The sequence below is a fragment of the Bradyrhizobium sp. 604_D8_N2_3 genome (assembly GCF_051810765.1).
In the GTDB taxonomy this organism is placed as follows: Bacteria; Pseudomonadota; Alphaproteobacteria; order Rhizobiales; family Xanthobacteraceae; genus Bradyrhizobium; species Bradyrhizobium barranii.
On the sequence record NZ_JBPWPM010000001.1, the window covers coordinates 8347343 to 8368107 of the forward strand.

22 protein-coding genes are annotated in these 20765 nt (G+C 65.7%); 5 read left to right on the forward strand and 17 right to left on the reverse strand.

Annotated elements, in window-relative coordinates; translation table 11 throughout:
* Window positions 1-55 precede the first annotated feature (55 nt).
* Window positions 56-373: a ribbon-helix-helix domain-containing protein gene (locus tag AB7245_RS40130; protein WP_085403355.1), complete on the reverse strand. Its 318-nt coding sequence runs from the start codon at window positions 371-373 to the stop codon at window positions 56-58.
* A gap of 241 nt (window positions 374-614) precedes the next feature.
* Between AB7245_RS40130 and mutL the strand changes: the two genes are divergently transcribed.
* The gene (mutL, locus tag AB7245_RS40135) at window positions 615-2426 is read left to right on the forward strand and encodes a DNA mismatch repair endonuclease MutL (protein ID WP_135214811.1); all 1812 of its coding nucleotides are present in this window, start codon (window positions 615-617) and stop codon (window positions 2424-2426) included.
* 104 nt (window positions 2427-2530) lie between these two features.
* On the opposite strand, the gene rsmD is transcribed toward mutL, so the two are convergent.
* Window positions 2531-3085 (reverse strand): 16S rRNA (guanine(966)-N(2))-methyltransferase RsmD, encoded by a 555-nt coding sequence (rsmD, locus tag AB7245_RS40140; RefSeq protein ID WP_085403357.1) that lies wholly within the window; start codon window positions 3083-3085, stop codon window positions 2531-2533.
* On the reverse strand, window positions 3086-5245 hold the full coding sequence (locus tag AB7245_RS40145; protein WP_439035586.1) for a pseudouridine synthase: 2160 nt from the start codon (window positions 5243-5245) through the stop codon (window positions 3086-3088). It lies immediately after the preceding gene.
* A gap of 119 nt (window positions 5246-5364) precedes the next feature.
* Here AB7245_RS40145 and AB7245_RS40150 point away from each other — a divergent pair, with 119 nt between their 5' ends.
* The gene (locus tag AB7245_RS40150) at window positions 5365-5823 is read left to right on the forward strand and encodes a nucleoside deaminase (protein WP_071909524.1); all 459 of its coding nucleotides are present in this window, start codon (window positions 5365-5367) and stop codon (window positions 5821-5823) included.
* 142 nt (window positions 5824-5965) lie between these two features.
* On the opposite strand, the gene AB7245_RS40155 is transcribed toward AB7245_RS40150, so the two are convergent.
* The 5 genes from AB7245_RS40155 to AB7245_RS40175 all read right to left on the reverse strand — a co-directional run bounded on the left by AB7245_RS40155 (window position 5966) and on the right by AB7245_RS40175 (window position 10455).
* Window positions 5966-6868 (reverse strand): alpha/beta fold hydrolase, encoded by a 903-nt coding sequence (locus tag AB7245_RS40155; RefSeq protein ID WP_085403434.1) that lies wholly within the window; start codon window positions 6866-6868, stop codon window positions 5966-5968.
* A 215-nt stretch (window positions 6869-7083) separates the two neighbouring features.
* Complete coding sequence (gene purD, locus AB7245_RS40160) at window positions 7084-8367, reverse strand: phosphoribosylamine--glycine ligase (protein WP_439035587.1); 1284 nt, start codon at window positions 8365-8367, stop codon at window positions 7084-7086.
* A 223-nt stretch (window positions 8368-8590) separates the two neighbouring features.
* Window positions 8591-8890: a winged helix-turn-helix domain-containing protein gene (locus tag AB7245_RS40165; RefSeq protein ID WP_085403360.1), complete on the reverse strand. Its 300-nt coding sequence runs from the start codon at window positions 8888-8890 to the stop codon at window positions 8591-8593.
* Window positions 8891-8893: 3 nt separating this feature from the next.
* Window positions 8894-9448 (reverse strand): hypothetical protein, encoded by a 555-nt coding sequence (locus AB7245_RS40170; RefSeq protein ID WP_135214809.1) that lies wholly within the window; start codon window positions 9446-9448, stop codon window positions 8894-8896.
* Window positions 9445-10455, reverse strand: coding sequence for an alpha/beta hydrolase (locus tag AB7245_RS40175; RefSeq protein ID WP_085403362.1), 1011 nt, complete (start codon window positions 10453-10455; stop codon window positions 9445-9447). Before AB7245_RS40175 ends, AB7245_RS40170 begins: the two co-directional genes overlap by 4 nt.
* 136 nt (window positions 10456-10591) lie before the next feature.
* On the opposite strand from AB7245_RS40175, the gene xseA reads away from it, so the two are divergent.
* Window positions 10592-12214 carry an exodeoxyribonuclease VII large subunit gene (gene xseA / locus AB7245_RS40180; protein ID WP_085403363.1) on the forward strand — a complete coding sequence of 541 codons (1623 nt, stop codon included), beginning with the start codon at window positions 10592-10594 and terminating at the stop codon, window positions 12212-12214.
* A gap of 119 nt (window positions 12215-12333) precedes the next feature.
* Here xseA and AB7245_RS40185 read toward each other — a convergent pair whose 3' ends face one another.
* The 3 genes from AB7245_RS40185 to AB7245_RS40195 form a co-directional block, all read right to left on the reverse strand.
* Window positions 12334-13509, reverse strand: coding sequence for an IS481 family transposase (locus AB7245_RS40185; protein WP_085398134.1), 1176 nt, complete (start codon window positions 13507-13509; stop codon window positions 12334-12336).
* A 160-nt stretch (window positions 13510-13669) separates the two neighbouring features.
* A complete protein-coding gene (locus AB7245_RS40190; protein ID WP_008130160.1) occupies window positions 13670-13819 on the reverse strand; it encodes a hypothetical protein in 150 nt (49 codons plus the stop codon).
* 225 nt (window positions 13820-14044) lie between these two features.
* Entirely contained in the window at window positions 14045-14869 is an 825-nt protein-coding gene (locus tag AB7245_RS40195; RefSeq protein ID WP_085403364.1) for a dienelactone hydrolase family protein, read from the reverse strand.
* A gap of 194 nt (window positions 14870-15063) precedes the next feature.
* On the opposite strand from AB7245_RS40195, the gene AB7245_RS40200 reads away from it, so the two are divergent.
* The gene (locus AB7245_RS40200) at window positions 15064-15291 is read left to right on the forward strand and encodes a DUF2093 domain-containing protein (protein ID WP_014491939.1); all 228 of its coding nucleotides are present in this window, start codon (window positions 15064-15066) and stop codon (window positions 15289-15291) included.
* A 146-nt stretch (window positions 15292-15437) separates the two neighbouring features.
* On the opposite strand, the gene AB7245_RS40205 is transcribed toward AB7245_RS40200, so the two are convergent.
* A complete protein-coding gene (locus AB7245_RS40205; RefSeq protein WP_085403365.1) occupies window positions 15438-15752 on the reverse strand; it encodes a hypothetical protein in 315 nt (104 codons plus the stop codon).
* A 510-nt stretch (window positions 15753-16262) separates the two neighbouring features.
* Here AB7245_RS40205 and AB7245_RS40210 point away from each other — a divergent pair.
* Window positions 16263-16460: a hypothetical protein gene (locus tag AB7245_RS40210; protein ID WP_223153847.1), complete on the forward strand. Its 198-nt coding sequence runs from the start codon at window positions 16263-16265 to the stop codon at window positions 16458-16460.
* 383 nt (window positions 16461-16843) lie between these two features.
* On the opposite strand, the gene AB7245_RS40215 is transcribed toward AB7245_RS40210, so the two are convergent.
* From AB7245_RS40215 to AB7245_RS40235, 5 genes are all read right to left on the reverse strand, one after another.
* Window positions 16844-17179: a GYD domain-containing protein gene (locus tag AB7245_RS40215; protein WP_063985608.1), complete on the reverse strand. Its 336-nt coding sequence runs from the start codon at window positions 17177-17179 to the stop codon at window positions 16844-16846.
* 297 nt (window positions 17180-17476) lie between these two features.
* Window positions 17477-18493: a tetraacyldisaccharide 4'-kinase gene (gene lpxK, locus AB7245_RS40220; protein WP_071909517.1), complete on the reverse strand. Its 1017-nt coding sequence runs from the start codon at window positions 18491-18493 to the stop codon at window positions 17477-17479.
* A complete protein-coding gene (locus AB7245_RS40225; protein WP_085403366.1) occupies window positions 18486-19820 on the reverse strand; it encodes a 3-deoxy-D-manno-octulosonic acid transferase in 1335 nt (444 codons plus the stop codon). The genes lpxK and AB7245_RS40225 overlap by 8 nt, the downstream gene beginning before the upstream one ends.
* Window positions 19783-20496: a lysophospholipid acyltransferase family protein gene (locus AB7245_RS40230; RefSeq protein WP_085403367.1), complete on the reverse strand. Its 714-nt coding sequence runs from the start codon at window positions 20494-20496 to the stop codon at window positions 19783-19785. Before AB7245_RS40230 ends, AB7245_RS40225 begins: the two co-directional genes overlap by 38 nt.
* Complete coding sequence (locus tag AB7245_RS40235; protein ID WP_014491932.1) at window positions 20493-20735, reverse strand: DUF4170 domain-containing protein; 243 nt, start codon at window positions 20733-20735, stop codon at window positions 20493-20495. The genes AB7245_RS40230 and AB7245_RS40235 overlap by 4 nt, the downstream gene beginning before the upstream one ends.
* Window positions 20736-20765 lie beyond the last annotated feature (30 nt).

Sequence of the window (20765 nt, forward strand, 5' to 3'; positions counted from 1 at the left end):
CTGAATCCCGGATTGCGCTTCGCTTCATCCGGGCTACGCACTTTTGTCGGGAAAGCTACTCGGCCGCATCAAGGATCGGCGCGACGGTTGCCTTGAAATCCTGCACCTGCGTCACGCTCCGGGAGCGGTAGATCAGGCAGGAGCAGCGTAGCAGCGAGGCGAAATTATTGACCTCGCCGTGATGGTCGAGCACCTCGTTGTAGAGCGTGGTCAGGAACTTGCCGACGCTCATGCTCTCCTTGGCCGCGATCTCCTCCAGCGTGTCCCAGAACGCCATTTCCAGCCGGATCGAGGTGCAGTGCCCGCCGATCCGCAACGAGCGGGTCTGGGATTCGTAGTTGCGTTGGGGCTGGTGCGCGAAGAAATTGCACATGGCGTCCTCCCGTCCTGTTGCCATTTTTTCACGATGCTACACCGCTGCCCGGCCCCCCACAATCAGGACGGCAGCAGGACGATCGCTCCGTCCCGGTTGCGCAATTTTCTCGAACGTCCAATCCCTTCAATGTGATAGGCATCCCTCTTCCCCAGGCCGCCACACGGCTGTTGCCCAACACATGCTTTTGACGCAACACGGCCTAGAATAGCGCCGTCAGCGAATCCAGATCGAAAGCCCCATGCCCGTCCGCCAACTGCCAGAGCAAATCGTCAACCGCATCGCCGCCGGCGAGGTGGTCGAACGTCCGGCAAGCGTGGTCAAGGAACTGGTCGAGAACGCCATCGATGCCGGCGCCAGCCGGATCGACGTCTTCACCGATGGCGGCGGGCGGCGGCGGATCGGCATCACCGATGACGGTGGCGGCATGACCGCGAAGGACCTGGCGCTCGCGGTCGAACGCCATGCCACCTCCAAGCTCGACGACGAGGATTTGCTCCAGATCCGCACGCTCGGGTTCCGCGGCGAGGCGCTGCCCTCGATCGGCTCCGTCGCGCGTCTCTCCATCACGACGCGGCACGCGAGCGAACCACATGCCTGGGCGCTGTCAGTCGAGGGCGGCGACAAGTCCGAGATCATGCCGGCGGCGCTGGCCCACGGCACGCGCGTCGAGGTCAACGACCTCTTCTATGCAACGCCCGCGCGGCTGAAATTCCTAAAGACCGATCGCACCGAGGCGGAGGCGATCCGTGAGGTGGTCAGGCGCCTTGCCATGGCGCGGCCCGACGTCGCCTTCACGCTGGCCGGCGAGGAGCGCGCGCCGGTGACCTGGACCGCGGCGCTGCCTGGCGCCGCCGGACGGCTGACGCGGCTCGGCGATATCCTCGGCGCAGAATTCCGCAGCCACGCCATCGAGGTCCATGCCGAGCGCGAGGGCGTCGTGGTCGCCGGCTATGCCGCGGCGCCGGCGCTGACCAAGGCGAACGCGCTCGGGCAATATCTCTTCGTCAACGGCCGTCCCGTGCGCGACAAGCTGATCCTCGGCGCCGTGCGCGGGGCCTACGCCGACTATCTGCCGCGCGACCGCCATCCGGTGCTGGCGTTGTTCGTCACGCTCGATCCGCGCGAGGTCGATGCCAACGTGCATCCGGCCAAGACCGAGGTGCGCTTCCGCAATGCCGGCCTCGTGCGCGCGCTGATCGTGCACGGATTGAAGGACGCGCTCGCGCGCGAGGGCCGGCGCACGGCCGCCAACAGTGGCGAGAGCGCGTTGTCCTCGTTCCGGCCGGCCTTCACGCCGCGGCCTGCGAGCTGGGACTGGCGCGCCTCGCCATCCGCCCCGGTCGCACCGATGCCGTCGTTCGACGGATCGGCTGCGCCCGTCTTCGCCGAGCGCGCACAGGCGGCATTCGATGTCGGCGCGCCCAGTGCGGACGTGCGGATCGAGACCCAACCCGTCAGCGACCTCGTCGACCGCCCGCTCGGCGCGGCGCGCACCCAGATCCACGAGACCTACATCGTCTCGCAGACTCGCGACGGCCTTATCATCGTCGACCAGCATGCCGCGCATGAGCGCATCGTCTACGAGCGGCTGAAGGCCTCGCTCGCCGCCAACGGCGTGCAACGGCAGATCCTCCTGATCCCCGAGATCGTCGAGATGGACGAGGCCACGGTGGAGCGCCTGCTGGAGCGCAGCGAAGAGCTCGCATCGTTTGGCCTCGCCATCGAGTCCTTCGGCCCCGGCGCGGTCGCGGTGCGCGAGACGCCGTCGCTGCTCGGCAAGACCAATGCAGGCGGGCTGCTGCGCGATCTCTCCGAGCACATGGCCGAATGGGACGAGGCGCTGCCGCTGGAGCGCCGCCTGATGCACGTCGCCGCGACCATGGCCTGCCACGGCTCGGTGCGCGCCGGCCGCCGGCTGCGGCCGGAGGAGATGAACGCCCTGCTCCGCGAGATGGAGGACACCCCGAACTCCGGCCAGTGCAATCACGGCCGCCCGACCTATGTCGAGCTGAAGCTGAGCGATGTGGAGAAGCTGTTCGGGCGGAGATGATCTTCGTAGGGTGGGCAAAGCGAAGCGTGCCCACCACCTACCGCGATCGCAGAAAGTTGGTGGGCACGGCGCGTTGCGCCTTTGCCCACCCTACGGCAGCGAGACTACGGCCTCTTCAAAAACACGAACTCCGTGTCGTCATAAGCCCGCCGCTCCAATTCCTCGAAGCCCTCAGGCGTCACGAACTGCGCAGCCTTCGCCTCTTCCACCACGAGCAGCGCGCCCGGCATGAGCCAGCCGCCGTCGCGCAAGCTCGCGAGCGCCTTCTCCGCAAATCCTTGGCCATAGGGCGGATCGAGGAACACCAGCGAGAACGGCTCGACGGGATGCGCAGGGCCAAGATCCGTCGCATCGCGGCGATAGACCTTGGTCACGCCGCCAAGGCCGAGCGTCTCGACATTGTTGCGCAGCAGCGCGCGGGCCTCGGCGCCGTTGTCGACGAACAGCGTGAACTTCGCGCCGCGCGAGGACGCCTCGATGCCGAGCGCACCGGTGCCGGCGAAGAGATCGAGCACGCGCGCATCCTCGATCGGATCGTCATAGGCGTGCACGAGGATGTTGAACACGGACTCGCGCAGCCGGTCCGCCGTGGGGCGGATGTCGCGCGAGGACGGTGAGGCGAGATTGCGCCCCTTCAAACGACCGCCGACGACGCGCAATCAGTCCTCCCGCGGCGTCAGATCGCGCTTGCCGTGATAGCCGCGCTTGGGCCGGCGCGGCGGGCCGTAGCCGTTGGCCTCGGCCTCGTTGCGCTCGCGCGCCTCCTCGCTGCCGGTGCGCTGTACCAGCACGCGGCGGCCCTTGCGATCGTTGATCACGTCACGCTTGCTGGCAGGCTTCTTCTCGCGTGGCGCTTCGCCGTCGGGTGAAGAAGATTTCTTCGGCACGTCGAACTGCGCGCCCGACTTCTCGATGACCTTGTCGCCGAGCTGATCGCGCAGCACGCGTGACTTGATCTCCTCGACCTGGCCTTCGGGGACCTCGCCGAGCTGGAACGGTCCATAGGACACGCGGATCAGCCGGTTCACCTCGAGCCCGAGATGGGCGCAGACGTTGCGCACCTCGCGGTTCTTGCCTTCGCGGATCGCGAACACCAGCCAGACATTGGCGCCCTGGTCGCGCTCCAGCGTCGCCTCGATCGGACCGTATTTGACGCCCTCGACCTCGATGCCGTTCTTCAATTCGTCGAGCTGCGCCTGGGTGACGTCGCCATGGGCGCGGACGCGGTAGCGGCGCAGCCAGCCGGTGTCCGGCAACTCGAGCGTACGCGCGAGCCCGCCGTCGTTGGTGAGCAGCAGCAGGCCTTCGGTGTTGAAGTCGAGCCGGCCGATCGAGATCAGCCGCGGCAGGCCTTCGGGCAGATTGTCAAACACGGTCGGACGGCCCTCGGGGTCGTCATGCGTCGTCATCAGCCCGCGCGGCTTGTGGTAGAGGAACAGCCGCGTACGCTCACGCTCCGGCAACGGCTTGCCGTCGACAGTGACGACATCGTTCGAGGTGATGTCGAGCGCCGGCGAATTGATGACGCGACCGTTGACGGCGACGCGCCCCTGCGTGACCATCTCCTCGGCGTCGCGGCGCGAGGCGAGGCCCGCACGCGACAGCACTTTTGCGATACGCTCGCCGGCCTTTTTCGGCTTCGGTGCTTCGTCACGGCGCGGACGGCCCTCGAAATCCCGATCACGGTCACGATAGGCGCCGCGGCCACCGAAGGCGGGGCGCTTCTCGAAGATCCTGCTCTCATCCTCGTTTTCACGGCGCGGACGGTCGCCGGAGCGGCCTTCGCTGCGCGGATGCTCGTGCCAGTCGGAGCGGCCCTCGGAGCGCTCGCGCGGACGATTGAATTTGGGACGGTCACCGCCGCGTTCGCCATCGCTGTCACGACGAGGCCGATCGAATTTCGGACGGTCGTCGCGCGGACGATCGAACTTGGGCCGATCGAACTTGGGCCGCTCGCGGAACGGACGATCGCCGGACGCGCGATCGTCGCGCGAGCGCGAGAAACGCGGACGGTCATCGCCGCCACCCTGCCGATCGTCGCGCTTCTGCCAGGGCTTGTCTTCGCTGCGGTCACGGCCGCCGAAATCCTTGCGCGGACCCTTGCTGAAGTCCTTACGCGGCGGACGATCGCCACGCGGACCCGCGTCGCGCTTCTGCCACGGCTTTGAATCGCTGCGCTCGCCACGATCGCGCGGGCGGTCACCGAAGTCACGCGGGCGATCGCTGCGATCCCCACGGTCGCGCTCGCGATCCGGCGCACCACGCGAAAACTTCCGCTCGCCGTCGAACTTGCGTTCCGGGCGGTCGCCACGCGGCGCGTAGGGCCGCTTGTCGCCGAACTTCTTGTCGCCGAACCGGCCGGCGGGACGGGAATCGTCGCGATCCCGGCTGCGCGGCGGACGGTCGTCACGGCCATAGGACGGGCGATCACCGCGCGGTTTGAACGGCCGCTTCTCGCCATCGCGCGCGCCGCGATCCGAGAACGGGCGGTCGCCACGCGGCTTGAAGCTGCGCTCGCCGCGCTCCTCACCACCACGGTCGTCGCGCTTGAACTTCGGACGGTCGCTGAAATCGCGGCGCGGGGCATCGCCCTCCTCGCGGCTGCGGAACGGACGATCCCCGCGGTCGGCGCGAGGCGGACGGCTGTCGCGGTCGCCACGGGGCGGGCGGGCGTCGCTCCTGCCCTCAGGGCCGCGCTTGGCGAATTTCTTCTCAGGGCCACGCGGCTTGCCGGACCGGCCCTTGGGCGGGCCACCCCTGCCCGGGCCTCGATCACGCCGGCCGCGGGAATCGTTGTCTTTGTCGCTGTCGCGAGGCATGAATAAACTCACTTAGGGGGTGGCCAGAAAGCATTGTGCGCGCTCGTTTCGAGCCGCATGCTCAGGCAAATCCGGTATTCACTCTTGCTGAAGGCGGAGCTACTAGCAGGTTTCTGGCGATGATACGAGGCTTGAAAGCCCCCTCTTTCATGGATTTGGCGCTCAAAACGGCCGAAAATGCCGGAAAGGCGGGCGAAGTTCCGATCGGATGCGTCGTGGTCCGCAATTACGAGGTCATCGCGACCGCGGCGAACCGGACGCTGACTGATTACGACCCGACCGCCCATGCCGAGATCATTGCGCTGCGCGAGGCCGCCAAAAAGATCGGCAGCGAGCGCCTGGTCGACTGCGACCTCTACGTGACGCTGGAGCCCTGCACCATGTGTGCGGGCGCGATCTCCTTTGCAAGGGTCAGGCGGCTCTATTACGGCGCCGCCGATCCCAAGGGCGGCGCGGTGGAATCAGGCGTGCGGTTCTTTGCATCCCCAACCTGCCATCATGCGCCGGATGTCTATTCCGGGGTCGGCGAGAGCGAGGCGGCGCGGCTGCTCAAGGACTTTTTTCGCGAGCGGCGGTAGATTCACATATTCCGCCGTCATGCCCCGCGAAGGCGGGGCATCCAGTACGCCGCGGCCTATCGATCAACCACCACCGTCTCGGAGTACTGGATCGCCCGGTCAAGCCGGGCGATGACAGTTGTGTGTGTCGCGACAGCTTAGTTCAGCCTGCGAAGAACTCGCGCAGCGCCTTTGCGGTGACGTCCGGGTTCTCCTCGGTGAGGAAATGGCCGGAGTCCACCGGCATGCCGTCGACGTTGGTCGCCCATTGCTTCCACGTATCGAGCGGCGTGGCGGCGGCCTGGGCGATGCCTGCGCCACCCCACAAGGCCAGCATGGGAATCGTGATCTTCTTGCCGGCTTCGAAATCGGCCTTGTCGAGGTCGTAATCGAAATAGGCGCCGGCGCGGTAGTCCTCGCACATCGCATGCACGCGGGCGGGATCGCGGAACGGGGCGATGTAATGTTCGAGTGCACGCTCGTCGATGGCGTCCAGCGTCTTCGACTTGGTCTGGCTCGCCATCTTGAAGCGCAGGAAGAACTCGCCATTGCCCGAGATCAGCGTCTCCGGCAGCGGCGCCGGCTGGGCGAGGAAGGTCCAGTGATAGATCTTCAGCGCGTAGGCGCGGTTCATCCGCTCCCAGTAATTATAGGTCGGCAGGATATCGAGCACGGCGAGCTTCGACAGCCGGCCGGGATGGTCGAGCGCAAGCCGATACGACACCCGGCCGCCGCGGTCGTGGCCGGCGAGCGCGAAGTGGACGTGGCCGAGCTGCTCCATCGCTTCCACCATCGCCTTGGCCATCGCGCGCTTGCTGTAGGGGATGTGCTGTGCATCGCTCTCGGGCATGTCGGACCAGCCATAGCCCGGCAGATCGGCGATGATCAGCGTGAACTTGTCGGCGAGCTGCGGCGCCACGCGGTGCCACATCACGTTGGTCTCGGAGAAGCCGTGCAGCAACAGCAGCGGCGGCCCCTTGCCGCCGACGCGGGCGAAGATGCGGCCCAAGGAGGTGTTGATCCATTCGGAGGCGAAGCCGGGGTAGAGGTCGGCGAGATCGGACATCTTCGGCATCCTTATCGGGTCAGTCCTGTCTGGTCAGTCCCGGGCCGCCTCGAACAAAAATGTCGAAAACAACCCCATGCACAGTAGCACGATGGTCACCTGTGAGGGTTGCTAACCCCAACAGGCGATTGCGCAATTTTGGAATGTCGATGTGGCGGAGCGGTGGCACGCGGCAATCTTGATGCCGGCGTGCGCGCAGTCCGGAAAAAAGCCTGTCAGCCCCGGGCCTTCTCGGCTTCCACCGCCTGCCAGCCGATGTCGCGGCGGCAGAAGCCTTCCGGCCAGTTGATGCGGTCGACGGCCTGATAGGCACGCGCCTGCGCTTCCGTCACGGTCTTGCCGAGCGCGCAGACATTGAGCACGCGGCCGCCATTGGCGAGGATCGCGCCGTCCTTCTCGACCGTGCCCGCATGGAAGATCTCGGCGGTGTCGACCTTGGCTGCGTCATCGAGCCCCTCGATGCGCGTGCCCTTCTGGTAGTCGCCGGGATAGCCCTTGGCCGCCATCACCACCGTGAGCGCGGATTCCGGATACCAGCGCAGATCGAAGTGCTTAAGCTCCCCGTCGCAGGCGGCGATGAACGCCGGCACGATGTCGGACATCATGCGCAGCATCAGCACCTGGCACTCGGGATCGCCGAAGCGGACGTTGAACTCGAACAGCTTTGGGCCCTGCGTCGTCAGCATGATCCCGGCATAGAGGATGCCGCGGAACGGCGTGCCGCGCTGCTTCATGCCGGCAACCGTCGGCAGGATGATCTTGGCCATGATCGCGTCGTGGATCGCGGGCGTGACCAAAGGCATCGGCGAATAGGCGCCCATGCCGCCGGTGTTCGGGCCGAGATCGTGGTCGAACACCCGCTTGTGGTCCTGCGCGGAAGCGAGAGGGATGGCGGTCTCGCCGTCGCACAGCGCGAAGAAGCTGATCTCGCGGCCCGGCAGAAATTCCTCGATCACGACCTCGGCGCCGGCATCGCCAAAGGCGCCCTCGAACATCATGGCGATGGCGTCCTCGGCCTCGCGCACGGTCTTGGCGACCACGACGCCCTTGCCGGCGGCAAGGCCGTCGGCCTTGACCACGATCGGCGCACCCTGGCTCTGGACGTAAGCACGCGCATCATTGGCGTTGGTGAAGCGCTTGTAGGCGCCGGTCGGAATGCCGAATTCGGTGCACAGCGCCTTGGTGAAGCCCTTGGAGCTCTCGAGCTGCGCCGCCACCCCGCTCGGCCCGAACGCCTTGATGCCGGCGGCGGTGAGGTCGTCGACGATGCCGGCGGCCAGCGGCGTCTCCGGGCCGACCACCACGAGCTCGACCGCATTCGTCTTGCAGAAATCGATCACCGCGGCATGGTCGGCGACATCGAGCGCCACGCATTCCGCCTCCCGCGCGATGCCGGCATTGCCGGGCGCGCACCAGAATTTGGTCACCAGGGGGGAGGCTGCGATTTTCCACGCCAGGGCATGTTCGCGGCCGCCGGAACCGAGCAGGAGAATGTGCATCGAAGGCTCGAAATGAGGGGTTTTGCTGGGGCGGAGGTCGCACGAATCGCGGCGGGTCTCAAGGGGAAACGCCCACACTCCCCGTCATTCCGGGGGCGTGGCGAAGCCGCGAGCCCGGAATCCATAACCACCATCGTGAGTATGGATTCCGGGCTCGCGCCCGAGGGGGCGCGCCCCGGAATGACGGCGGAGAGAGGGGAACGCCCGAGGACGACAATCGCCGCTAAACCTGCCTCCCCGCAATGATCTCCTGCAACGTCGCCACATGCCGCGCGAAGGCGCCGCGGCCGACGGCGGTGGCGGTTACTGTGGTCTGCGGCTTCTTGCCGACGAAGGCCTTGTCTACCGAGACGTAGCCCGCCTTCGCCAGCGTCTCGATATGTGCGCCGAGATTGCCGTCGGTGGCGCCGGTGAGCTTTTTCAATCGCGAGAACTCCAGGCCAGCGGAGACCGGCAGCGCGTTCAGCGCCGCCATGATCTTGAGGCGCAACGGCTGATGGATGATGTCGTCGAGCTCGGCCATTGGCTAGATCCGCCGCATCCAGAGGCCGCCGAGGATCAGTCCGCCACCGTTGACAAAGGCCATCCAGAGCGGGAACGCCTCGCCGATGTAGAAGAAGCCGAACAACGTCAGTGCAGCGATGCCAAGACCGATCGCGACGAAGGCGTAGCCGAACCAGAGACCCGCCAGCGTATAGAACAGCATGAAGTAGAGCGGCCAGAACGCGCCGAGCTGGCGTGGGCCGAAATGGCCGACGACGTTGGTGCAGAGATAGCCGAAGGCGAAGAACAGCACGAAGACCAGAACGAGCCTGACATCGAAGGCGGCACCATGCGGACGGGGCGATGGATTGAGCAACCGGATTCCGACCAGACCACCGACGCCCAGAACGTCCACGGCAACCCAGGCGTGGACCGCGTAGACCGGCCAGAGCCAGGTCACGAGATTGCCTGCGAATACCAGGACTCCCCACCAGACTGCGGCGAGGCTTGCGAGCTCGTAGAGCTGCGATTGCTTCACGCGCTGGACGATGTCGTCGATGTCGGCCAGCGCTGCAGACGCCTCCTTGCTGTCGATCATGACTGGCCTGCTCCGCGCGTTGCCACGTCCTCGGCGATTGCATTGACCGCCTTCGGGTTGGTGACCATGCCCATGTGATTGACGCCGTCGATCATCTTGACGTCGATCGACGGCTTCACCGCCCGCACGGTCTCGGCATATTTGTCCGAGATCATCATCTCATCGTCGGCGCCGCCGAAAATCGTCATCGGGTGTGTCACCCCGGGCAGATCGAGGCGATAACCGCGTGTCGCAAAGTTGCGCATCAGGCGGTCGGAATAGGTAGAGGTGAGGTACTTGGCCGAATTCGCCGGCACGGCGAAGGCCAGCACTGGAAGCTGCGAACAACAGTCGATGCCGAGCTTGCGCAGCGCCGCCAGCCCGAAGTAGCGCGGAAGGTCAGCATTGGCCCAACCGCCGGCGTGCGGTTTGTTGGTCGGCGCGTCGTAGCCGAGATAGGGCGCGATCAGGACAGTGCGGACGAACAGGTCCTGCATGATCGGCGTCGCGGCAACACGCAACGAGAAGCCGGCGCCGGCGGAATGACCGATCAAGGTCAGTGGCAAATCGGGCGCGCTCTTGCGGACATGGGCGACGAAGTCGACCAGATCGTCCTCGAGCTGGCCGACATAGCCGATATCACCGCGCGTGCCGGAGGCGCCGTGGCCGCGCGTATCGAGTGCCCAGGTCTCGACGCCGTGCGCGGCGAATGCTGCCGTCAGGGCATGGTTCACGGTGCCGGAGGAACCGGACGATCCATGGATGAAGATGGCGCCGCGGTCGGTGGCCGTCCCCTTCGGCGCGTAGTGCCGGAAGCCAAGCCAGGTGCCATCGCGGGCCTGAAAGCGCTCGAGCGGTGGCAGCGTAGACCAGTCGATCCCCTTGGCGGAGTCCGAGACCGAGCGCATCTCCGCAGGCCGCTCCAGCGGCGTCGCGATCAGGGCGGTGAGCAGCAGCGCGACTGCGCCAACCGCGCACAGGCCCCATTTCAACAGGCTTAGAGAACCCCGCAGCAGCCGCATCGCCATCGCAAACTCCCTCGAACTGATCATTTATAGAGAACTCTATATTACAGAGTACTCTCCATATCAATCCCAGGATTGGCGCCGCGCGGCGAAAATCCTTAACGTCGGGTCTGACCCCAAAATGCCGAATCGTTTGCCGATGCCGCCTGCGGAACCACTGCTCAACGCCCCCGAATTCACCGTCTCCGAGCTCTCGCAGTCCCTGAAGCGGACGGTCGAGGACGCCTTTGGCCATGTCCGGGTCCGTGGCGAGATCTCCGGCTTCCGCGGCGCCCACTCCTCCGGCCACTGCTATTTCGCGCTCAAGGACGAGAGCGCCAAGATCGAGGCGGTGATCTGGAAGGGCGTGCACGGCCGGATGCGCTTCAAGCCCCAGGAAGGGCTCGAGGTCATCGCCACCGGCAAGCTCACCACTTATCCGGGCTCCTCGAAGTACCAGATCGTGATCGAGGCGCTGGAGCCGGCCGGCATCGGCGCGCTGATGGCGCTGATGGAGGAGCGCAAGAAGAAGCTCGCCGCCGAGGGCCTGTTCGACGAGGCGCGCAAGCAGTTGCTGCCCTGGCTGCCGGAGGTGATCGGCGTGGTGACCTCGCCGACCGGCGCCGTCATCCGTGACATCCTGCATCGGCTCGAGGACCGCTTTCCCCGCCACGTACTGGTGTGGCCGGTCAAGGTGCAGGGTGAAGGCTCGGCCGAGCAGGTCGCAGCCGCGATCCGCGGCTTCAACGCGCTGCCCGAGGGCGGCAAGATTCCGCGGCCCGATGTGCTGATCGTGGCACGCGGCGGCGGCTCGCTGGAGGACCTCTGGTCGTTCAACGAGGAGATCGTGGTGCGGGCGGCAGCCGAGAGCATGATCCCGCTGATCTCGGCGGTCGGGCACGAGACCGACATCACGCTGATCGACTTCGTCGCCGACAAGCGCGCGCCGACGCCGACGGCAGCGGCCGAGATGGCGGTGCCGGTGCGCAGCGATCTGTTCGTCGAGGTCGCCGATCTCGCGCGGCGCACCCGCGCCTATTGGCAGCGTGCCCATGAGAGCCGCCGCAGCGAGCTGCGCGCCGCCGCGCGCGCCCTGCCCGCGGCGGGCGATCTGCTCGCGATCCCGCGGCAACGGCTGGATTCAGCGGGCGCGTCGCTACCCCGCGGCCTCAAGGCCAACACGCACGCGCATTTCCGCCGGTTTACCGCGGCGAGCGCAAAGCTGACGCTGCGGGTGCTGCACGGGCAGATTTCGCAGGCCGATCACCGCCTCACCGTGTGCGGCGAGCGGCTCGGCCTGTCCGCGCGCTCGCTGCTGCGGCAACGGCGCGACCGTTTTGCCGGGCTGGAGGTGCGCTTGCGCGCCTCGAAACTTTCGAATGCGCAGGCGCAGCGCAACGCAATTGCCCGCCAGCGCGAGCGCACGCATCGTCTGGCCGAGCGCGCCAACCGCGCGCTTGTCACGCTGTTACAGCGGCTGGATGCCCGCATCGAGAACAGCGGCAAGCTGCTCTCGGCCTTGTCGTATCGCGGCGTGCTCGCGCGCGGCTTTGCTCTGGTACGGGACGAGGCCGGCCATCCCTTGCATTCGGCCGACGCGATTGGTCCCGGCGCACGCCTCGAGATCGAGTTTGCGGACGGCCGTGTCGGCGCGACGGCGGATGCGGATCGCCCGGCGCCGACGGCAAAGCGTGCGCCGGCGCAAGCAAAGCCGGCCGCGCAAGACGCAAAACCTGCGCCGAAGCGCGCGGGCAAGCCGGTGGATCAGGGCACGTTGTTCTGAGCGCTACGGCGGCGTTCCGCCCTCAGTGTCATTCCCCGCGAATGCGGGGAATCCAGTACGCCGCGGCTTCTCGGCTCAATCACTAACGTCTCGGAGTACTGGATCGCCCGGTCAAGTGTTTAGCCCGGAGACATGGCTGACACCTGTTCGGACACATCACTGACAGGTTGGCCATTGGTCAAGTCGATCGATGCGACCTGCCAGCTGGCGAAGAAGATTCCGTAGTGGCCGTCACGATCCAGCGGCCGGATGGCAAGGCGTTCGCGGGCGAAGGCCTGGGGAACTTTCCAGAAGTGTCCCTTGAAGGAGATGTAGGGTCTTGTCGATGAGACCCTGCGCACGATCTCGCCGCTGTCGTATTCGACGTTCGGAACGCGGGCCGGCATGGGGCGAGCACTTGGCCGGAAGCGATCGGCAGGGACCTGCATATCGAGGCCTTGGTGAGGCCGCTCCAGATTGTAGACCGGCCGCCAGGCGTCGAAGGCGCGCTGGACTTCCGGGAGAGTTCGGAAGCGGCGCATTGCAAACACCTCGGCCTTCAGGGTGCGATGGAAGCGTTCGTTCTTGCCGCGGGCCTGTGGGTGGCATGGCCTTGCGTGCACCACCCTGACGCCAAGCTTGAGCAGCCACACCTTCAGTCCGGTCCAACGAATGCCGGACGTATCGCCCCAGGGTGAGCCATTGTCGGTGTAGAAGGCCTCCGGCAGGCCATAGCAGCGGAACGTCGTCGACAGGTGATTCTGCACGGTGAGGCGCTGCTCGTCGGCACATGCCTTCAGGCACAGCACGTAGCGCGAGTGATCGTCGACGATCGTTAGCGGATGGCACCGCGTCCCATTGGCGAGCGGCAGGTGACCCTTGAAGTCCATCTGCCACAGCAGGTTGGGAGCTTCCTTCTCGAACCGGTGGCCCGGATTGGGCGGCGCATTCTCACTCGGTTTGATCCGGTCGTTCCGACACAGGATCTGGTGCACCGTTGATGGCACAGGCACCGTCTGCCCGCCCCGCTTCAGGCAATGGGCAATCTTCCGTGCTCCCCAAGCCGGATGCTTGTCGCGTACAGCCAGGACTTCTGCCTCGACCGCAGCCTCACTCCGCTTGGGCATCGCATGCGGGCGCCGGGAACAGTCGGCCAGCTCCCGATCGCCGGCCTGCCAGCGCGCCAGCCACTTGTAGCCGACGTCAGGACTGATGTTGAACCGACGGCACAGTTCGCGCCGGTTGGCGCCCTCCTGCAAAGCCAGCCGCACAAACTCGTGGCGCTGATCCATCACTGACACCTCGCTCCAAGGCATGGACGGCCTCCCGAATCGGACCAATCCAGCCAATGTTGATGTGTCAGCTATGTCTCCGAACACCCGTCAGTGATCTGTCCGGGCTAAACATCAAGCCGGGCGATGACAGCCAGTGTGGGACGCGTGTCGCCACAACCTCGTCATTGCGAGCGCAGCCCGCCTACCGGCAGGACAATCCCGCGTCGATCGTGGTCCAGAAGCCGCAATGTTCCGGCGCGATCATCGGCGCGCCGGCGTGGGCTTCGAATAGGAAGATCGCGACGGTGAAGACGATCAGTGCGGATGAGAACAGGACGAAGCGGTTGCGCATGAGGACTGCGTTTAATCGACATCGTGGTCGAACTAAGGCGCCGTCACCTGCTGAAACCGCCGCGACACGCGATACGTAGATTCACGGTCGGCCATACTCCGTGCAGGGCGGTGGTCGATGCGGGGCTGTCCGCCTAACGTTGTTCCTCGGGCGGCCCCGCTTCCGCCTTCGCTCTATCGAGCTACGGCGGGACAAGCCCGCTCCATCCGGGCTACAGGACCGCCCTCACCGCGCCAGCCACTCCGCGACTTCCTTCTGCGACTCCGCGCGCGCCTCTGCGTCCGTGCCGAGATGGCCGTGCTCGGGCGCGGCGGCGTCGGTGGTGCCGGCAGCTGCGTGCAGCGGCGTATTGGCGCGGTCGAAATCGTGATAGGCGCCGGGATAGACCACGATGCGCGTGAGCGCGCTGCGGCCGCGCGCGCCGTCGACCATCTGGCGGCAGGCCGGCGGCGACGAGACGTCGTCATTGGCGCCGATCAGCACCAGGGTCGGCACCCGCGCGCTCCAGCCGAGGCCGGCGGAGATCCGGCAATCCGGATAGAACGCGATCGCCGCGCGAAAATCCGGCCCGGCTTCGCGCGCGGCGCTCTGCGGACGCACGGCCCAGAGCAGCGCGCTGGCACCATTGGCCCAGCCGATCAGGCTGACGCGGTCGCGCGCGACCCAACTCTGCTTCACCAGCCAGGCGCGCGAGGCCGCGATGTCGGCGACGCGCTCGCGCCGCGCCTTGACGTGCATCTCCTTGACGCGGCATTGCGGCCCGAGCTCGCGCGAGCCGTAGCTGTCGGGCAGCAGAACGGCGTTGCCGGCCTTCAGCAGTTGCAGCGCCCAGTCGCGATAGCGCGGCAGCACCGATTCTGAATGATTGCCGAGGCCGCCGCAGCCATGCAGCGCGATCACGGTCGGAAACGGCCCCTCGCCATCGGGCTTGTAGAGCTGCCCATGCAGGATTCCGGACGACAGCGGAATGTCGACCTGCTGCGGCGCCGGCGCGGCGTGCGCGGCCGACATCAGCAGCATCATGAACAGGGCGGTCAGTCGAAGGCGCATCGGATTCTGCCGTGGAAGATGCCGGAACCGGCCATCCCTCGCGCGAAGCACTATCATGCGGAAACGGCGGCAAAACATCACAAACCGGTGGGTTTACCGGGCGGACAAGCCACCCTATCTATGCTAAATTCGGTGCAACACATCGTGCCCTCCAGGGTTTTCCACGGAGAGGCCTTCCACGGAGACTTTCGACCGTGCTGAACAAGTTCGGCCCCTCGGGCCATGGCGAAGCGCAGGTGCAATATCTCGACGGCGATTTCCGCGTGATCTCGCCGGGGACCTTCGTCCGTTGCGCGATCACCGACACGCGGATTCCGCTCGACGAATTGAAGTACTGGAGCGTGGATCTGCAAGAGGCCTACGCCACGCCCGCCGCCGTGCTGCAGCGGCATTTCCCCGGCGCGCTGAAGCCGCAGCCGTAGGGTGGGCAAAGGCGCCTCGCGCCGTGCCCGCCATCTCTTCACGACCGCAACGAACAATGTAGGCACGCTTCCGCCTTCGCTCGCTCAGCTTCGGCGGACAATTCGCCTTGCCCACCCAACGATACCGAGTTCGTGGCATCGCGCGGCTATTGCGGCTCGGGACCATCCGCGCCCACACAGGTCTTGATGAAAGTCTTCCTGGTCTCACCGACCACTTTCTGATCGATCGCCTGCTTCAGACAATCGACCCGTGCCTGCGCCATGCAGAGCTGCATCTGATCGCGCTTGTCCTGGCCCTTCAGGCTTTGCGTCGTCGCAAGGCACGTGACGCGCTTGGTCGCGGGGACTGGCACCGTGCTGGTTGGAGCAGCGGGAGCCGTCGTCGGCGGCGTCTGCGCAAACACGGGCGCCATGATCAGACACAGAAGACTGGCAGCGACGGCTGCAGATGGCAGTTTCATCGGATTCTCCTGATCGTCTGGAACCGATAGGCGTCTGGCGAAGAATGTCGCCTGAATGGCGGGCCGCTACAGGGTGAGCAAAGGGTAGCTGTCCTGCCGGCGCCGCATGAGCGGCACAGCTTATCGCGCAGCAGGAGGATGGAGACGATGTTCGCGCGCACCTGAACTGCGCGCCTCGCCGCCGAAATGATCTCCGTCGCGCCGATCCGCGTTGCAACGAATTGCGCTTGCACTCCGTGGTAAGTCACTTCGCGCTGTGGTTGGATTTTTCGCTGCGGTTCGGCGCCCTTAAGTTGTTTGACGAAGTTCTGGTGAAACAGAGCGCTGCTAGAGTGCGCGTTAGGTAATTAGCCCTGCTGCTTTGTCGCACAGACCATCAAGTCAACCAAACGACCATTGAGCTTTGGAATTGGCGCAGTCTGTGAACGGGCTCACATCGGAAGAGCCATCTGACGGGCTACGATCACCTCGAAAATTCGCGGTGGATACTTTGTAAATCGAAAGTCAACGATGGGGGTGATCATGCCCACCATACTAGACATGCTCTATCGTGAATATTGCCGCGCCCGCCTCGCTGAAATGCGGAAACAGCTTCTGATCATAGCTCAACGCTCTGAAGCTTCCGAAGCGCATCATCATCTTGCGGATCAGGGTGACGATGAGAGGACGGACGCACAACGCAAGACCGGTCGCGGCGTGCCGCATTGAAGCGGCCCGAGACCGGCGAACTCTCCCGCGTAGCAGTGACCAAGCAATTGGCGGCAGTTTGGGAGCAAGCGATGAATACACCCGAATGCTATACTGTCATGGTGGCCTGCGTCTCGTGCCTGACCATCATCGGAATGATGGCTGTTGGAGCCTGGTGAGGGGACTGAGGGCTGAGCCGGGATTGCACGCCCTGAACGGGTCCGCTGGCAAGCACGTTCAGTCGGACCTGTGGCGCCGGACACAGCACGCGCCCTCCCGCATCGTCCGTCGATGGACGCCGGAAGGCCTTCGCCTCGCCTCAGCGCGCAGACCTGCTTTTTGCTGTGAGGTAAGCGTTGCCGCCGCCTGATACGATTGCGGCGGCATCGCTTGAGATCCGGATGTCAGCCTCCGGGCGGACTATACGAAGAGCGCAGCTTCGCCGCGTTCTGGCGGACCTGCTTGATCTCGTCCTGCGTGAACAGCCGGGTCAGTTTCACGTTCTGCAGGGTGCCCACCGTGACGGTCAGACCGGAGATGGCCGGAGCCGTGCTCGGATCAGGCACATCGAAAATCACCAAAACGCCCGGACCGTCGGCAGCAACGCTGTACATCGAAATCAGCTTGCCGCCGGCCGCTTCAATGAGTTTTGTCGCCGCCTCCTGGCGATTGATCGTGGGGTTTTCCAAAATGGCGTTGAGAGCGCGTGGTGTATATTGTCCAGTGAGGCAAAAATGCATGGCATGTTCTCCTCTGAGCTTTTGGCAATAACTCTCCGGCCGTTCCGAACTGATCGTAACGGTCTCGCATCTGAAATGATGATGGTACGTTGCCCGCCGTGGGCATAAACGCCGCCGATGATTGCCGGGAGTTCGGCACGTCCCGGTGACGGCTCTCATGCGAGGCTACATCAACTCCCGAACGTGCGGAAGACAATTCATCCGCCGCGACATGTCGCATATCGCAAGGCGCGCGGTGTTGGGCTACGGCGGAGCGCTTTGCCCACGCCAAGAAATCATCAAGAAATCATCAAGAAATCATCGCCTGCCGAACCGCCGCTCGCGCGCCTTGTAGAGATGATCGCTGATCAATTGCCGGAGCGCTGCCGGATCATCGAATTCGAGCTGCACCGCGAACGGCACGATGCCGTCGGGGACGCCTTCGCGGCCGCGGAGGCGCGCAAGATCCTTTTCCGTCGTCACCAGCGTGAGTTGCTCGCGCTGCGCCTCCGCTGCGAGCGCCGCGATCTCGTTCTGCGAAAACATGTGGTGATCGGCGAAGGGGCGCGTGCGCGCGACCTCGATGCCGCAGGCGCGCAAGCTGCGGAAGAAACGCGCGGGATCGCCGATGCCGGCGAACGCAAAGACTCGTTTGCCGAGGAGTTGCGCGACCGAGGCCGCATCCGGCTTCAGGCGCGCGCGCAGCTCCGGCTTGTTGCGCTTCGCAAGCTCCGCCGCGACATCGTTGGCGGCATGGCCATTGCCGATCAGCACCAGCGCATCGGTGCGCGCGAGCTGCGCCTTCAGCGGCGCGCGCAAGGGACCGGCCGGAAACACCTTGCCGTTGCCGAGGCCGCGCTCGCTGTCGATCACGATCAGGGAGGCGTCCTTCAGCAGGCGCGGGTTCTGGAAACCGTCGTCCATCAGGATCACGGTCGCGCCCCGCGACTTCGCGAGCGCAACGCCTTCGAGACGGTCGTGCGCGACCACGACAGGAACGTCGCGCACCATCATCAACGGCTCGTCGCCGATGTCGGAAGCGGTGTGGCGCTCGCGGTCGACCATGACCGGACCCTTGAGGCGCCCGCCATAACCGCGGCTGAGCACCACCGGCGTCTCGCCGAGCTCGCGCAACAGCTTCGTCAATGCGAGCACGGTCGGCGTCTTGCCGGCGCCGCCGACATGGTAGTTGCCGACGCAGATCACGGGGATGCCGGCGTCAAAGCCCTGGCGCAGCATGCGCCGTTCGGTGATCGCGCCATAGAGCAAGCCCAACGGCCGTAACGCATGAGACTTGAAGGAACGCGGCCGGTACCAGAAGGCCGGCTCACGCATTGGCGGCCCCCATCTCGATGGTGAGCTGCAGGAGATAAGGCTCGAGCGCCGTCATCGTGCGATTGAGCGCGCCGCCGAGATCCTCGACCACGCCTGAGCCTGCGCGCTGCATCCCGTCGCGCACCGTGGGATCGGCCAGCAGCTGGCCGAGCTGCTTGACCAGCGTCTCCTGCGTGTCGGCCTGGCGCGCGCCGCCGCTGCTATCAAGCGCCTCGTAGACATCGGCGAAGTTGAAGACGTGCGGACCATGGACGATCGCAGCGCCGAGCTTGATCGCCTCGATCGGATTCTGGCCGCCATGGCGGATCAGCGATCCGCCCATGAACACGACCGGCGAGAGGCGGTAGAACAGGCCGAGCTCGCCCATGGTGTCGGCGACATAGACGTCGGTCGCGGCCGTCGGCAATTCCTCGCGCGAGCGCAACGCCGGCTTCAGGCCCGACGCCGTGATCAAGCCGGCAATCGAGGTGCCGCGATCCGGATGCCGTGGCACGATCACGGTCAGAAGCTGCGGGAAGAAACCGACGAGGCTGCGATGCGCCGCGACCAGCATCTCGTCCTCGCCCGGATGGGTCGAGGCCGCGACGATGATCGGGCGGCCGCGCGTCATCGCCATCAGCCGCTCGAGCTTGGCGGGATCGGCCGGCGGCGCGGCCACGTCGAGCTTGAGATTGCCCGTGGTGACCACGTCGCGGCCGCCGAGCGCGGAGAAGCGCTCCGCATCGGTCTTCGATTGCGCCAGGCAAATGTCGAACCGCGACAGCAGCGCCGAGATGGTGCCGTACATCCGCCGCCAGCGCGGGAAGGAGCGCGGCGACATCCGCCCGTTGATCAGCACCATCGGCAGGCGGCGTGCGGCGCCCGCCAGGATCAGGTTCGGCCACAAATCGGATTCGATGAACAGCGCCAGCGAGGGCTTCCAGTGATCGAGGAAGCGCGCGACATAGCGCGGGGAATCATACGGCACGTATTGATGGATGACGTCGGGCGGAAACCGCTTTGCGACGACGGCGGCGGAGGTGACGGTGCCCGAGGTGAGCAGGATGCGAAGATTGAGGTCGCGCAGGCGCTCGATCAGCGCGGCTGCGGCGAGCACCTCGCCGACGCTGGCGCCGTGAATCCAGACCAGGGGGCCGTGCGGACGCACGTCCCGGGACAGGCCCCGCCGCTCGCCGACGCGCGCGGGATCCTCCTTGCCCTGCTTCAGCCGCCGCTTGATCAGCGCCGGCGCAAGCGGCACCAGGCCCGAGGCCAGGCGCCGGTACATCCGCAGCGTTATCGGCAGCGAATTAGCCATCTTGGGGCCCCGGACGGCCGAGTTGCGCATAGGCGCGGCGGGTCGCCTCGTTCAAGGTCTCTTCCAGCTCCAGCCGCAGCGCTTCCATGGTGGCGGCGTCGGCATCCGGCGGCACGTGGATTTCCTTGATCCCGACCAATGCGCCCCGCCCGAACGGCAGGTTGATGGTGGTGCGGTCCCAGTTCTTGAGCCGGATGAAGCGGCTGGTCGCCATCGCGAAAGGCATGATCGGCCGCCCCGATTCCCGTGCCAGCATGATGATGCCGAGCCCGGCCACGCGCGAGCGTTTGGGGACATCGGCGGTCAGCGCGACATTACAACCGTCCTGGAGCGTGTGCACCATTTCCCTGAACGCGCCCACCCCGCCCTTGCGGTGGAAGGCGCCGCCGTGGTCACCGGAACCACGGATGAGGCCGATGCCGAGCCGCTCGACGGCGATCGCGTTGAACTCGCCGTCGCGATGCCGCGAGATCAGGACCTTGGCCCGGTAGGAGTCCTTATTCCTGATGAAGGGCGTGAGGAAATGCTGGCCGTGCCAGAAGGCGAAGATCGCGGGGATCTGCGGCTCGACGATGTCATAGACGTCAGGCGGATCGAACGTGAATTTGTTGGTCCGCCAGACCAGACGCAGATATTCGGCCGCCAGAACCCCGACGGCACGCTGAAGCCAGCTGCTTCGCAGCGTATTGCGAAGCAGTTTTTTCAACGTGCCGGTTCTTGATTCGGGTCGAGCAGCCGATGGAGATGGACGATGAAGTAGCGCATCTGCGCGTTGTCGACCGTGCTCTGCGCCTTGGCGCGCCAGGCGACGTGAGCGGACGCGTAGTTCGGATAGAGGCCGACGATCTCGACGTCGTCGAGGTTCTTGAAGGTGTTGTGCTCGAGATCGAGCAATTCGCCGCCGATGACGAGATGCAGCAATTGTTGCGGGGCACTATCTGGCATGGGTTCTGTTCCTAACGGGCTGCCCGGCAA

Coding starts and splice junctions, on each gene's coding strand:
- AB7245_RS40190 (WP_008130160.1), bottom strand. CDS start 13,819: ATGCGCAACCGCTTCGTCCTGTTCTCATCCGCACTGATCGTCTTCACC.
- AB7245_RS40145 (WP_439035586.1), bottom strand. CDS start 5,245: ATGCCTCGCGACAGCGACAAAGACAACGATTCCCGCGGCCGGCGTGAT.
- xseA (WP_085403363.1), top strand. CDS start 10,592: ATGCCGCCTGCGGAACCACTGCTCAACGCCCCCGAATTCACCGTCTCC.
- AB7245_RS40150 (WP_071909524.1), top strand. CDS start 5,365: ATGATACGAGGCTTGAAAGCCCCCTCTTTCATGGATTTGGCGCTCAAA.
- AB7245_RS40155 (WP_085403434.1), bottom strand. CDS start 6,868: ATGTCCGATCTCGCCGACCTCTACCCCGGCTTCGCCTCCGAATGGATC.
- AB7245_RS40185 (WP_085398134.1), bottom strand. CDS start 13,509: ATGCCTTGGAGCGAGGTGTCAGTGATGGATCAGCGCCACGAGTTTGTG.
- AB7245_RS40175 (WP_085403362.1), bottom strand. CDS start 10,455: ATGGCGATGCGGCTGCTGCGGGGTTCTCTAAGCCTGTTGAAATGGGGC.
- AB7245_RS40235 (WP_014491932.1), bottom strand. CDS start 20,735: ATGCCAGATAGTGCCCCGCAACAATTGCTGCATCTCGTCATCGGCGGC.
- AB7245_RS40210 (WP_223153847.1), top strand. CDS start 16,263: ATGGGGGTGATCATGCCCACCATACTAGACATGCTCTATCGTGAATAT.
- AB7245_RS40165 (WP_085403360.1), bottom strand. CDS start 8,890: ATGGCCGAGCTCGACGACATCATCCATCAGCCGTTGCGCCTCAAGATC.
- AB7245_RS40205 (WP_085403365.1), bottom strand. CDS start 15,752: ATGAAACTGCCATCTGCAGCCGTCGCTGCCAGTCTTCTGTGTCTGATC.
- mutL (WP_135214811.1), top strand. CDS start 615: ATGCCCGTCCGCCAACTGCCAGAGCAAATCGTCAACCGCATCGCCGCC.
- purD (WP_439035587.1), bottom strand. CDS start 8,367: ATGCACATTCTCCTGCTCGGTTCCGGCGGCCGCGAACATGCCCTGGCG.
- AB7245_RS40170 (WP_135214809.1), bottom strand. CDS start 9,448: ATGATCGACAGCAAGGAGGCGTCTGCAGCGCTGGCCGACATCGACGAC.
- AB7245_RS40195 (WP_085403364.1), bottom strand. CDS start 14,869: ATGCGCCTTCGACTGACCGCCCTGTTCATGATGCTGCTGATGTCGGCC.
- AB7245_RS40130 (WP_085403355.1), bottom strand. CDS start 373: ATGTGCAATTTCTTCGCGCACCAGCCCCAACGCAACTACGAATCCCAG.
- AB7245_RS40225 (WP_085403366.1), bottom strand. CDS start 19,820: ATGCGCAACTCGGCCGTCCGGGGCCCCAAGATGGCTAATTCGCTGCCG.
- AB7245_RS40215 (WP_063985608.1), bottom strand. CDS start 17,179: ATGCATTTTTGCCTCACTGGACAATATACACCACGCGCTCTCAACGCC.
- lpxK (WP_071909517.1), bottom strand. CDS start 18,493: ATGCGTGAGCCGGCCTTCTGGTACCGGCCGCGTTCCTTCAAGTCTCAT.